Here is a 12593-nt window from a genome sequence, read left to right as displayed (position 1 = left end):
AACGCTACCTTGATAAACGCTACCTTGGGAACCACATCCATGCTGACTATGAAACGTTGCGTTGCCTCCGCCTTCCTGATCGGCCTGATTGGCTGCATTCCGGCTGCCTTTGGTCAGAACCGTCCGGCAAAAGGAGCCATCCCCTCCTACGACCAGATCCGGCAAAAGGACCAGGCAACGTATGATTACATTAACCAGGATGGAACGGCCAGAATCACTGTAATGGATACGCTCAATCTGTTTAACTATCCTTCCGGCACAGTTACCTACATTCTCAACGGCAAGCCGTCGAACAATGCCAGGTATGTCAGGCGTCTGCTATCCCGGAAAGGAACATCCCTTGAATCTTTTTCCATTAGCCAACCGGATCGAGACGGCAAACGCACAATCGAAATCAACTACCTTTCTTCGCCCGAGTAATTCGGGATCGGTGAGTCAGAAAAAAGAAAAATCCCCCCATTTGCTGCAAACGGAATAACCGTGATAAGCAACCAAACGCGCACCCTCTCTTCTTTTTGCTCCATCGCCTAAATGCCTGCGCGGCCCCTTCTGCATCGCGATCCAATCCAACTAGTTCATCCTGTAAGGCTAACGATGGTGCAGTTATTGCACTTTTTATGGATAAATTTTAGTTTTGGCTAAACTAAACCCACGTATGACAAACCAAATAGAAACTTTCTTAGCCGATTACAAACCGGAAGTGCGCGATCTTGCCTTAAAAGTCAGGGAGTTGGTTCGGAGCATCATGCCCGACGCCCACGAATCCGTGAACACCGGTTACAAAACCATTATTTACGGAACTGGCCCCCACATGTCGGACGAAATCTGCTACATCGCCCCGCTCAATTCAAGTGTTAATCTGGGATTCAACTTCGGCACCCAGCTTCCCGATCCCAACGGCCTGCTGAAAGGCACCGGCAAATTGCTACGGCACATCAAGTTTGAGTCGCCCGAGGAAGTAACGACGCCGGGCCTTACCGAACTGCTGGAAATGGCCAAAAACCACGGGACGTTTTAAGTCCGGCGTCGCTATATAACCAAAAAGGGTACCCGGAAAACCGGGCACCCTTCCTGACAGCATCAATCTTCTATTACGGTTTATCCCACCAAAGTGGCGTCGACAGCGGAACCTCATCCGGAACGTTGGCTCCGTTTTTGGTCGTTTCCCCGTTCGGATACGCGGCCCGGCGAATAAACGTCGGCAGGGCGGCATTCAGCGGCAGCCGGAATCCTTGGTATTTGTAATCGTAGCGACGGGCGTCGTTCCAGGCTTCCGGATTCAGGTAGGTAGCCACGTACTTTTCCTTGAAAATCAGGTCGAGCGTCAGGGCCGCCGAACCGACGCTCACCGCCGGATTGGCGATGTACGCATCCCGCGCAGCCGCATCCACCCCGTACTTGTCCATGTTGGCCCGAATACCGGCCAGATACGCCGTGTAAGCCGTTGCTTTATTACCCGCCCGGAAAGCCGCTTCCGCTTCCACAAACCGCATTTCGGCGTTGGTGACAAGCAGCAGCGGAGACGCGTCGCCGGTCAGCGGGGAATTCAGCGAAATGTAACTTTCGTCTTTCGTGGTGTTGTTACCGCCCACGTTGCCCTGGCCGTTCCGGGTGCCCTTGTAATCGTTGTTGACAGTTTTATCCGTGATTTTCGCAATCCGCGGGTCCACAATCCCGTACGTCGTGCCGTTCAGATGATTAACGAACTGATCGGAAAGCCAGCCGTCAAGATTCAGGTTTGCGTTGTCGCGGGCCACCTGCGCCCACGGCCCCCGAAGCAGGAACGACCCCATCTGCGCATCGTCGGCGTTGGACGTGTACGATTTGGAAACCGCATCCAGCACGTCGGCCGGTTTGTAGGTGCTTTTCTTGGAAACCTTGTTCAGCATCCGGGCTTTCAGCGCGTACGCCGTTTTTGTCCAAGCTTCTTTACTCCCTCTGTGAATCAGGTCGTTGGCATTGGTCGATTGTCCCTGCGGAATCAGCAGGACTTTTGAATCAGGTTTGGCCAGTTCGGCAATCCCTTCGTTGAGCAGGTTCAGCGCGGTGTTGTAAACCGTCTCTTCGCTGTCGTATGTGGGCGTCAGCGTAGTCCCGGTAAACGCATCGGAAAACGGAGCCGCGCCAAACACGTCGCCGATCAGGCTCAGGTGGTACGACAGCATGATGTCAGCCACGCCAACGTATTCGGAAGCACCCTGTTCCTGCGCTTTCTTTTTCAGGTCGTACAGGTCGGCCATGCCGAAGTAAACCGCGTCCCAGGTCGAGGTGTAGTCCGTAATCTGGTAAGTATCTGTCGATCCGGCGGTTCCGGGGCTGGCCAGATACTGCACAAAGTACGACGTAAAACTGGCGACCCGCTGCGAGTTCAGGGCGGTTTTCTGCGTCGTGGTGGTCAGAAATGAATTCAGCGGTGGGTTGCTAATCAGGTTCGGGTTTTCTTTCAGATCAAAATAATCCTTACACCCGCCCATACCGATCAGCAGGCTCAGCATGGGGATAATTACTTTATACTTGAATTTCATGATCATCTGCGAATAAAAGTGACTTAAAAACCAACGTTCAGCGAGAACAGGAAGCTGCGAACGGCCGGGTAGGTAAAGCCGGTGAAGCCATCGACGTTGCTACCGCTGTTGGTTGAACTCGTTTCAGGATCGTACCCTGAGTACTTGGTCCACAGGGCCAGGTTATTCCCCGTTGCGCTCACCCGCACGTTCTTGATGAAAGTGTTTTTCAGGATCGAGGTTGGCAGGTCGTAGGACACGCTCACCGACCGCAACCGGACCCAGGAAGCATCTTCGATGAAGTTTTCGGATGCGCCCCGGTACACATTCCGGTAAAAGCCGTTGGTGTAATCAACGCCATCCGGTCCTTTGCCCTGTCCCAGCCAGACTTGCTTGGTGTTGGGAGTCCCGTCGGCCAGAACGCCTTCAAACACCTTGGTATCGTTGCGATTTTCGGTGTATTTGGCAATCCCGAACGCGGCAAAGAAGTTGTCCATCTGGTTGTACCGATCCTGGCCTACCCGGGCGTCGAACAGCGCCGAGAGCGTCAAATTCCCGTAGCGCACGGTATTGTTCAGACCGCCAATCCAGTCGGGTTGTGAATTTCCGAGCAGCTTCTGGGCCGTACTGACTACGGGGAAACCGTTGGAACCGATCACGATGGGCCGGTCGCGGTCCAGAATGGCCGGATTTTCGTCGTCCGGATTTTCGTAATACCGTTTGTAAGCCCGGCCGTAGAGGTTTCCGTACGCGTACCCCGGCACCAGTTTCATGGTAACGGACGAATTGGCGTAACCGTACTGCGACGCGTAGTTGATTTCCGTCAGCCCTTCGCGCAGGCTCAGGATTTTGTTGCGGTTGGCCGAGAAGTTAAAGTTCACATCCCAGTTGAAGTTACCGCGCCGGATTGGCGTGGCCCGCAGCACGAGTTCGATCCCTTTGTTGCGCATCGACCCGGAGTTGATGGCAGCTTTCACGTACCCCGTCGATGAGGTTACGTCCACCTGGATAATCTGGTCTTTGCTGACCGAGTGATAGTACGTAAAGTCCAGCCCCAGCCGGTTGTTCAGGAAGCTCATTTCCAGACCGCCTTCGTAGGTATCCGTAAACTCCGGACGCAGGTTCGGATCGCCCAGCAGCGCCCCACGCGTGAAACCGTTCGAGCCAGACGGTAAGATTGAGTAAGCCGAATACCCCGTGATATTGGAATACGGAGCTGCATCTTTCCCGATTTGCGCGTAGGATGCACGCAGTTTTCCCATCGAAATAAATGTCGGCATTTTCAGCTGCTGCGAGAAGAGATAACCCACACTCACCGACGGATAGAAGAACGAGTTATTGGGAGCCTGAAGTGAAGACGTCTTGTCGTTGCGGCCCGTCAGCGTCAGGAACAGGAAATCTTTGTAATCCAGCGTCAGTTCCCCAAAAATCCCCATCAGCCGGTAATCTTCTGCCGATTGTGAAGGGATAATGGTTTTGGCGTTCCGCAGATCAAAGTAATTATACACCGTCAGTTCGTTGCCTTCCGCGCCAAAACTCCGAACCTGACGGTCGTACAGGTCGTGCCCGATGCGCAGGGTAGCGTTGAGGTTTTCGCCGAATTTGGTGTTGGCACTGGCCGCAAACGTCGAGGTGATGGCCCGGAAGTTGGTGTGATACTGGTACACAAAACCCAGCTCATTGTCTTCGTAAAGCCGTTCACCGGCAACGCCCGTCGGGCCGGGGGCCGTCCGCTTCCGGTCGTCCGAATACGTATCCAGCCCGGCGCGGTAGTTGAAGGTCAGCCATTTCAACGGCGTATAAGTGAAGGTCAGACCACCGACCAACCGGTTGACGTTGTCGCGCAGTTTGTTGGTCATAGCTCCGTAAATTGGGTTACCGTTGCCGTAGGTTTTATAGGAACCGTCCGCATTGAGGTAATCCCGTACATCGTAGCGCGGTGACCAGTAGCTCAGGCTTTCGTTGTAGCGGTCGGCGTTGTAGCGATCTCCCCCCGAATTGATAAAGTTCAGGTTGGCGTTGGTCGAGAATTTTTCGCTGAACTTCACATTTGTGTTCAGGCGCACCGACAGCTTGTTGAAATTCGTAAACGGAATGACCCCTTCGTGCCGCAGGTGCCCGATGGACGACAGAAAGTTTACTTTCTCGGTACCGCCGGAGAACGACAGGTTGTTCTGGTACTGTTTTCCGGTTTGGTAAGCGTCTCTGAGGTGATTGTAAAGCTTCTGCGGGTGCGTCGGATCAATTTTGATAGCCTCCTCAACCGTTGGTCCCCAGGACGGAAAAAAGTCCTGCGGGTTGTAAACGCCCCCATACCCGATGGTGTATTTATCCTGCACATCCGGAAATTTGTTTACATTTTCGACCCCAAACGTGCTGCTGAAATTACCGCGCAAGGCCCCGGCTTTCCCCGATTTGGTCGTGATTACCACTACCCCATTGGCACCCCGCAAACCGTACAAAGCCGTAGCGGCCCCGCCCTTCAGGATGTTGATGGTTTCGATGTCATCCGGGTTGATATCGGCCGCCCGGTTGGACATCCCCCGGAGTTCGGCGCCGGAATTGGACGTTCCCGTGGAGGTGCTGTTGTCAAACAACACGCCGTCGACCACAAAAAGCGGCTGGTTATCGCGGGATGCATCGATGGAGTTGATCCCCCGAATCAGAATCCGGGCACCCTGGCCCGGTGCGCCCCCCGTGCTGGAGATGGTTACCCCGGCCACTTTGCCCTGCAACGCATTGACCATGTTGGGCTGCCGGTTTTGCATCAGTTCTTCCGAATTGACGTTTTGCGCGGCATACCCCAGGGCTTTCTTGTCGCGGCTAATGCCCAGGGCCGTCACGACCACTTCGTTCAGCATCTTGTTGTCCTGTTTCATGGTCACGTTGATGTCACGCCGGTTTTCGGCCCGGATTTCCTGGGTTTCAAAACCAATGTAGCTGAACACCATCACGGCCGTCGCGCCATTCACCCGGATGCTATACCGTCCGTCGGCATCCGTCAGCGTTCCGGTGGTGGTTCCTTTTACCGAAACGTTCACCCCCGGAAGAGCGGTTTCGTCACCTTCGGAGGTGACCCGGCCGCTGACTTCGATCTGTTGCGCCATCGCGAGCGACGAACAGAAGAGCAACGCCATTCCCACATAAAAACGTACTAGTTCCTTCATATACCCCAACTCAATTAGTTAATAGATGAAAACAATTTCATGGCAAGTTTAACATTTATCCAAAATTTTGCAATTTTTGCTAAACAACGAAGATTATTCTGCCTATTCCGGTACTCTACATGGATTTTTCAGAACAAAAAAAAGGAACCACCGCCATTTGGGCGGGTGAGACCGATCCGTTTTACCAGGGCGCAACGACCGCACCCATCGTCAACAGCGTTGCTTTTTCGTACCACGACCTCGACGAGTGGTATGACGTAGCCACCGGAAAGTCGAGTGGTCACATTTACAGCCGCAACACCAACCCGACGGTGCACGTACTGGAGGAAAAGATCCGGATTCTGGAAGGCGCCGAAGCGGCCACCTCGTTCGCAACGGGCATGGGCGCCATCAGCAACACGCTGTTTTCGCTGCTCGGCCCCGGCAAACGCGTGGTGTCGATCAAAGATACCTACGGCGGCACCAGCCGACTGTTCCTCGACTTTCTGCCCTCCTACCAGATCCATGTAACGCTCTGCGAAACCGGTAACCACGAAGCGATGGAAGCCGAAATAGCTAAAGGCTGCGATCTGGTCTATCTGGAAACGCCCACGAACCCAACCCTGAAGGTAGTCGATCTGAAACGGTTGGCCGAAGCCGCCAAAAACGTCGGAGCGATTGTGGTGGTCGACAACACGTTCGCGACGCCCATCAACCAGAACCCGCTGAAGCTGGGTGCCGACCTGGTGCTGCACAGCGCCACCAAATTCCTCTGCGGCCATTCCGACGCGATGGGTGGGGTGTTATGCGGCAAAAAAGAACTGGTCGAAAACGTATTCCGATTCCGGGAAATCAACGGCGCGAGTTTGCAGGCCGAACCCGCTTACCTGATTGCCCGGGGCATGAAAACGCTGGAACTCCGGATTGAACGACAAAACGCATCGGCCCTGAAAATAGCGCGGCACCTGAAGGCCCATCCCAGCGTTGCGGACGTTTTTTACCCCGGCCTCGAAGGCCACCCCGGCCATGAAATTGCCGCAGCCCAGATGAGCGGCTTCGGGGGCGTCTTAAGCTTCTCGCTGAAAGGCGGTTACGCTGATGTAAAAACCTTTCTGACCAGCCTGAAATTCGTCCATCTGGCCGCCAGTCTCGGATCGGTGAGCACGCTGGCCGGACCACCGCGCACCACCAGCCACGTGGAGCTTACGGAAGCCCAGCGCGCCCAGCTCGGTATTCCCGAAAGCCTGATCCGGTATTCGGTCGGCATCGAAAATGTAGAAGACCTGATGGCCGATCTGGACCAGGCGCTGGCAGCGGTCGAAGCGGCTCGTCCGGTCGAAAAAGCCGTGTAATCGTTTAGAACCCCACTGTGAACCTTACCCATGAAAAAACCTGTATACCTTACCGTTAAAATTCTGACCCTCTGGACCGTACTTTTATTCAACACCGCCGGTTTCAGCCAGTCGAAAAAAAACAAAAGCCAACCCGTTCAGACCCCAACGCAGCAGGCCCCCAACATCGCGGAGCAGCGGCTGAATCAGGAGCTGGAGCGCATTGCCAAACTGGCGAAGGGCAAAGTCGGCCTTTGCGCGGTTCACCTCGAATCCGGCCGGCAAATCAGCATGAACCTCCAGGAACGGTTTCCGATGGCCAGCACCGTCAAAGTCGCCATTGCCGTCGAACTGTTCAACAAAATTGAAAAAGGCGAACTCTCACTGCGGACGATGGTCGATCTGAAACCGTCGGACCTGCACCCCGGCAGCGGCACCCTGGAGACGCTGTTTGCCAAACCGGGCGTTCAGCTCTCGGTGGAAAACCTGCTCGAACTGATGATGGTCATCAGCGACAACTCGGCCACGGACATTCTGTTGAATCTGGTGGGTGGCGTCGAACCCGTTCGGGCGCGGCTGAAAACCCTGGGCATTGACGGCATGTCCGTCGACCGGACTATTGTTCAATTGATCGCGGATTTGGAAGGGGTTACACTCCCGCCAATGGAACAGTGGACCGTCGGATTTTATGATAAACTTAGTGAATCGTTAACGCCGGAAATACGCCGGACCGCAGCCCTGAAACTCGAGCAGGACCCGCGCGACACCTCCACGCCCGCAGCGATGGTAAATTTGCTGACCCAGATTTACCAGGCCAAAGCCCTCAAACCCGAAAACCGCGATCTGCTGCTGGCGGTTATGGAACGCTGCCGGGGCGGTCTGGCACGCATCAAGGGCTACCTGCCACCCGAAACCGTGGTTGCCCACAAAACCGGCTCCCTGAATTCGAGCGCCACCGATGACGTGGGATTCATTACCCTGCCGGGCGACGCGGGCCACATTGCCATTGCGGTTTTTATCACGTCCTCGGCCCAGCCCCTGGCCGAACGGGAACAAACCATTGCCCACCTGAGCCGCACGGTTTACGACTATTTTCTGTTCCAGCCGCCGGTTCTGTCCACCTCGGGACGTTGATTTTGCGCTGGTTTCCGGCCTCTTGTACCCCCTACCCCGGTAGGGGGGTGCGCATGCCCACCCAAACCATAAACTGACTTAACACCTATGAAGTACCTACTTCTCATTTTCCTTAGTCTGAGTCTTTTACCATCGTTCGCGCAGAAGAAACCGACCGCCAAACAGTTGCAGGAGTTTGATGCGTACGTCGAACGGGTCCGCCGGGAATGGGAGGTGCCCGGTCTGGCGATTACCGTGGTCAAGGACAATCAGGTGATTTTCAAAAAAGGCTACGGGGTTCGGGAATTGGGCACAACAAACGCCGTCGATACGCAGACGCAATTTGCCTGCGCGTCGACCACCAAAGCCATGACCGTTGCGCTGATGGGAATGCTGGTGGACGAAGGCAAGCTTTCGTGGGATGATCCGGTGTACAAGTACCTCCCCGAACTGCAACTGAACGACCCGGCGGCAACCCGCGACATTCGGGTGCGCGAACTGCTGACGCACAACACGGGCGTTGGCGGCACGGATTTTTTTACCGGCGCCATGACCATTCCGGCCAATGAAATGTTCCGGCGGATGGTGTACGTCAAGCCAAGTTACCCCATCCGGGGCGGCTTTGTTTACCAGAACATCATGTACTCGGCGGCTGGCCGGATCATCGAACGGCTTTACGGCAAACCGTGGTCGACGGTGATGCAGGAGCGGATTTTCAACCCGCTGGGCATGACCCAAACCGCCCCCAAACGCGGCCTCAGCAAAAGCACCAACATGACCAAGCCGCACGTAGCCATCAACGACACGATCCGGGTGATCGACTACGGCGCGGACAGCGAAATCGGGTCGGCGGGCGCGGTCTGGTCGTGCGTGGATGACATGAGCAAGTGGGTAATTTGTATGCTCGACAGCAGCAAATATAACGGTGGACGTTTGTTGAAACCGGCCACCTGGGCCGAAATTTTCAAACCGCAGACGGTGGTTCCCCACGACGAATATGCCACCATGCAGCTTCTGAAACCCAACTGGCTCACGTACGGCCTGGGCTGGTACCAGCACGATTACCGGGGGCACAAAATCAACTTTCACACGGGTAGTCTGGCGGGGCTGACAGCCATCACGGGCCAGTTGCCCGACGAAAAACTGGGTGTGTACGTTTTCGGCAATTACAACTACGCGGAAGTGCGGCACGCGTTGCTTTACAAAACGTTCGATTTCTTCGCGCTGGGCGGCAACCGCGACTGGAACACCGAGGTTAAAACGCTGTATGCCGGAATCCGGGAAACCGGAAAAAAAGCCGCGCAGGACTTTGACAAAAAACGCGTTGCCAATACCACGCCTTCACTGCCGCTGCCGGGATACGCCGGAACCTACACCAGCCCGCTGTACGGCAAGGCCGAAGTTACCGTTGTCGATAACCAACTGGTTTTCAATATCAACGACAACGCCATGAACGCTACGCTGGCGCACTGGCACTATGACACGTTCTATGGTCCGTTCAAAAAAGCCTGGGCCGGAAAGGCGCTGGCCCGGTTCACGCTCGATCAATCGGGAAAGGTCGACACCCTGGTTTTCAGCGGCATGAATTTTAAAAAAGAATAAACCTTCCCGGTTTTCCATCGTTACCAATAGAAGACAAATTCTCAACGAAACCATGGAAAATCAGCAAAAATTGAAGGGAAAGAAGGTGGCGATTCTGCTGACTGACGGCTTTGAACAGGTTGAAATGACCGAACCCCGCAAAGCGTTGCAGGAAGCCGGTGCGGAAACGCACGTGATTGCCCCCAAAGAGGGCACCGTAAAAGGATGGGACATGACCGACTGGGGCCAGGAGTTTCCGGTTGACGTAATATTGGACGATGCCGACGCCTACAGCTACGACGCCCTGCTGCTGCCGGGTGGTGTGCTAAATCCGGACAAACTGCGGATGGAAAAGAAAGCCGTCGAATTCGTAAAGCGCTTTTTTGAAGAACGTAAGCCCGTGGCCGCTATCTGCCACGCGCCGATCATTTTGATTGAAGCCGGTGTGGTCGAAGGTCGTAAACTAACCTCGTACCCGTCGATCCAAACCGACCTCCGCAACGCCGGGGCCAATTGGGTGGATCAGGAAGTCGTTACCGACCAGGGACTGGTAACCAGCCGGAATCCGAACGATATTCCGGCGTTTAACCGCAAGATGATTGAGGAAATTCGCGAAGGGGTCCACCAGGGACAACACGCGTAACGCCATCAGTATTGTAGAGAAGAGCCCGGTCCGATTATCCCGACCGGGCTTTTTTTTACGGTTTTGATTCGGTTTCTTTCGGACATGAACAGTCAGTTAATTGATGCCGACGAACGGCTGGCGACGGTTTTCAGCCACTACTACTGCGTGCAACTGACGGCGAATGAGCAACCAGTCGCCTTGCACCTGATGCCCAATTACGAAATGTTGCTGGCGTTCAACTTCGGGCCGGGCGTACCGATTTCGCTGGGCGATGCGGATTTTGTGGTGCGGCAGACCGCCGTGCTGGGGCCGCTGCAAAAACGGCTGGTCTACGAGCTTCCGGCGGGCGCGGATTTGATCGTCGTCAACTTCACGCTCGACGGTTTTTACCGGCTGCTGGGCGTTTCGATGCAGCAACTCAAAGCCGGTGATCTGCACGACCCGGATGTGCTGCTGAACAACACCTGCTTTCGGGAACTCTGGCAGCAACTGGCCAGCCTCCCGGATTTACGCGACCGGATTTACCGGCTCAACAACTATATTCTGTCCGTCGTCGCGCCGACGGATGCCGTCTCCGAATCGCTCCTGGAAAGCCTGCCTTATTTCCGGAATTCGGCCGTTGATCCCATCAAAATGTTGGCGCAAACGCAACAGGTTTCGCCCCGGAGTATTCAGCTCCGGTTTCAGACCCACCTGGGTTATTCGGCCAAGGAACTAACGCGTTTTCTCCGCTTCCGCAAGGTGCTCGGTTTTCTGACGCAGCACTTTCCGCAGGCCCCGGACTGGCTCGATCTGGTGCTGCGGTTTGGCTACCACGACCACAGTCACCTGATTAAAGACTTTACGTATTACCTTGGACTGACGCCCCGCCAATTCCTGAAGCAACTGGCCGAAGGCAGCGTCTGCATCAGCCAAACCGGGAAGTTTTACTGATGATGCATCCATTAACGCACTGTACCCCCGAAAAGGGGCAAGAAGTTGGCAGTTCGGGCGTTTCATCACTACAACCTTGGGCTCGTTTGTAACCGACTCTCAGGCAAGTTTCCCGTTTTAAATTCTTTTAAAAAAGCTAAAAACCATCCAGCCATCCAACCCGATCAACCATGAGAAATTTTTTGACAATCCTGTCCCTGTTCGTCTCCACGCTGTCGGTCGCACAATCCCGCTTCAGTATTCAGGGGAAAGTCGACCAATTGAAAAACGGCGATAAGGTTTTCCTGGTCTACCAGATCGAAGACCGGCAGATCAGTGATTCCGTAACGGTTCAGAACGGCCGGTTTGCCTTCAGCGGCCCGCTGCAATACCCGGTTTTTTCGACCTTGTTTTTAAACAAAAACCCGTACGTCAACCGCCCCCGGAACGGTGAGCAATTGGATCTACTCCGGTTTTATCTGGCTCCGGAACAGATGACCCTGTCGGCCCGCGACTCGCTGAAAAACGTTGTCATTACGGGTTCGCCAACCAACCAGCTCCACGCAGAACTCAAGACGATGCTCCAGGAAAACGACAACAAATTCATTGCGTTGGGTAAAGAGTTCGAAGCCCTCCCCACCGAAAAGAAAAACGACAAAACCGTTTACGATGGGTTTGTTGCGCGCGAAAAGCAGTTGATGAACGAGAGCTTCCGGGTTCACCTGGACTTCGCGAACAAACACCCGGATTCATACCTGAGCGTGATCAGCCTGGCGCACGTTGCCGCCCAGCCAACAGTGGCCGAAGATGCGAAAAAAGCCTACCAGAAGCTTTCGGAACCGCTCAAAAATACGCCAGTCGGAAAGGACATTCCGATCCTGCTGGCATCTCATACCAGCGTACAGATTGGGAAGATTGCGCCGGATTTCACCCAAAAAACTGCCGACGGCAAAGAAATAAAACTGTCTGATTTCCGGGGAAAATACGTTCTCATTGACTTCTGGGCGAGTTGGTGCGGCCCTTGCCGGGCCGAAAACCCCAACGTGGTGGCAGCCTATCAATCCTACAAAGACAAGGGCTTTGACATCGTGGGCGTCTCGCTGGATAACCCGGCGCAAAAGGGGGCCTGGCTCAAAGCTATCGAGAAAGACCAGCTCACCTGGACGCAGGTTTCCGACCTGAAAGGCTGGAACAATGCCGCAGCCAAGCTGTACGGCATCCGGGCGATCCCCGCCAATTTCCTGATCGACCCTTCCGGCAAAATCATCGCCCGTGATCTAAGAGGCAAAGCCTTGCCGGAACAACTGAACCTCGTTTTGCAGAATAAGTAGCGTCCAGCCACGTCCCTTCTTGCGTTGGAAAATCAAAATAGCCCAAACGA

10 protein-coding genes are annotated in these 12593 nt (G+C 54.8%); 8 read left to right on the top strand and 2 right to left on the bottom strand.

Annotated elements, in window-relative coordinates:
• Window positions 1–48 precede the first annotated feature (48 nt).
• Together OQ371_RS14840 and OQ371_RS14835 are read left to right on the top strand one after the other, a co-directional pair.
• A complete protein-coding gene (locus tag OQ371_RS14840; protein ID WP_265988835.1) occupies window positions 49–420 on the top strand; it encodes a hypothetical protein in 372 nt (123 codons plus the stop codon).
• A 235-nt stretch (window positions 421–655) separates the two neighbouring features.
• Window positions 656–1018: a DUF1801 domain-containing protein gene (locus OQ371_RS14835; RefSeq protein ID WP_265988834.1), complete on the top strand. Its 363-nt coding sequence runs from the start codon at window positions 656–658 to the stop codon at window positions 1016–1018.
• Between the two features lie 73 nt (window positions 1019–1091).
• Here OQ371_RS14835 and OQ371_RS14830 read toward each other — a convergent pair whose 3' ends face one another.
• The gene (locus OQ371_RS14830) at window positions 1092–2525 is read right to left on the bottom strand and encodes a SusD/RagB family nutrient-binding outer membrane lipoprotein (protein ID WP_265988833.1); all 1434 of its coding nucleotides are present in this window, start codon (window positions 2523–2525) and stop codon (window positions 1092–1094) included.
• A gap of 23 nt (window positions 2526–2548) precedes the next feature.
• Window positions 2549–5671 (bottom strand): SusC/RagA family TonB-linked outer membrane protein, encoded by a 3123-nt coding sequence (locus OQ371_RS14825; RefSeq protein ID WP_265988832.1) that lies wholly within the window; start codon window positions 5669–5671, stop codon window positions 2549–2551.
• 119 nt (window positions 5672–5790) lie between these two features.
• Between OQ371_RS14825 and OQ371_RS14820 the strand changes: the two genes are divergently transcribed.
• From OQ371_RS14820 to OQ371_RS14795, 6 genes are all read left to right on the top strand, one after another.
• On the top strand, window positions 5791–7002 hold the full coding sequence (locus OQ371_RS14820) for a cystathionine gamma-synthase family protein (RefSeq protein ID WP_265988831.1): 1212 nt from the start codon (window positions 5791–5793) through the stop codon (window positions 7000–7002).
• Window positions 7003–7032: 30 nt separating this feature from the next.
• A complete protein-coding gene (bla, locus tag OQ371_RS14815; protein ID WP_265988830.1) occupies window positions 7033–8115 on the top strand; it encodes a class A beta-lactamase in 1083 nt (360 codons plus the stop codon).
• An 87-nt stretch (window positions 8116–8202) separates the two neighbouring features.
• A complete protein-coding gene (locus OQ371_RS14810) occupies window positions 8203–9696 on the top strand; it encodes a serine hydrolase (protein ID WP_265988829.1) in 1494 nt (497 codons plus the stop codon).
• A 52-nt stretch (window positions 9697–9748) separates the two neighbouring features.
• A complete protein-coding gene (locus tag OQ371_RS14805; protein WP_265988827.1) occupies window positions 9749–10318 on the top strand; it encodes a type 1 glutamine amidotransferase domain-containing protein in 570 nt (189 codons plus the stop codon).
• An 84-nt stretch (window positions 10319–10402) separates the two neighbouring features.
• Window positions 10403–11233 carry a helix-turn-helix domain-containing protein gene (locus OQ371_RS14800; protein WP_265988825.1) on the top strand — a complete coding sequence of 277 codons (831 nt, stop codon included), beginning with the start codon at window positions 10403–10405 and terminating at the stop codon, window positions 11231–11233.
• A gap of 170 nt (window positions 11234–11403) precedes the next feature.
• Complete coding sequence (locus tag OQ371_RS14795; protein WP_265988823.1) at window positions 11404–12543, top strand: TlpA disulfide reductase family protein; 1140 nt, start codon at window positions 11404–11406, stop codon at window positions 12541–12543.
• Window positions 12544–12593: the final 50 nt, after the last annotated feature.

This window comes from Larkinella insperata (genome assembly GCF_026248825.1).
GTDB classification, from domain to species: Bacteria; Bacteroidota; Bacteroidia; order Cytophagales; family Spirosomataceae; genus Larkinella; species Larkinella insperata.
Note: the sequence above shows the minus strand (reverse complement) of the source record. Positions and strands in the feature narration are given on the sequence as shown.

Coding starts and splice junctions, on each gene's coding strand:
- bla (WP_265988830.1), top strand. CDS start 7,033: ATGAAAAAACCTGTATACCTTACCGTTAAAATTCTGACCCTCTGGACC.
- OQ371_RS14840 (WP_265988835.1), top strand. CDS start 49: ATGAAACGTTGCGTTGCCTCCGCCTTCCTGATCGGCCTGATTGGCTGC.
- OQ371_RS14800 (WP_265988825.1), top strand. CDS start 10,403: ATGAACAGTCAGTTAATTGATGCCGACGAACGGCTGGCGACGGTTTTC.
- OQ371_RS14805 (WP_265988827.1), top strand. CDS start 9,749: ATGGAAAATCAGCAAAAATTGAAGGGAAAGAAGGTGGCGATTCTGCTG.
- OQ371_RS14835 (WP_265988834.1), top strand. CDS start 656: ATGACAAACCAAATAGAAACTTTCTTAGCCGATTACAAACCGGAAGTG.
- OQ371_RS14825 (WP_265988832.1), bottom strand. CDS start 5,671: ATGAAGGAACTAGTACGTTTTTATGTGGGAATGGCGTTGCTCTTCTGT.
- OQ371_RS14795 (WP_265988823.1), top strand. CDS start 11,404: ATGAGAAATTTTTTGACAATCCTGTCCCTGTTCGTCTCCACGCTGTCG.
- OQ371_RS14830 (WP_265988833.1), bottom strand. CDS start 2,525: ATGAAATTCAAGTATAAAGTAATTATCCCCATGCTGAGCCTGCTGATC.
- OQ371_RS14810 (WP_265988829.1), top strand. CDS start 8,203: ATGAAGTACCTACTTCTCATTTTCCTTAGTCTGAGTCTTTTACCATCG.
- OQ371_RS14820 (WP_265988831.1), top strand. CDS start 5,791: ATGGATTTTTCAGAACAAAAAAAAGGAACCACCGCCATTTGGGCGGGT.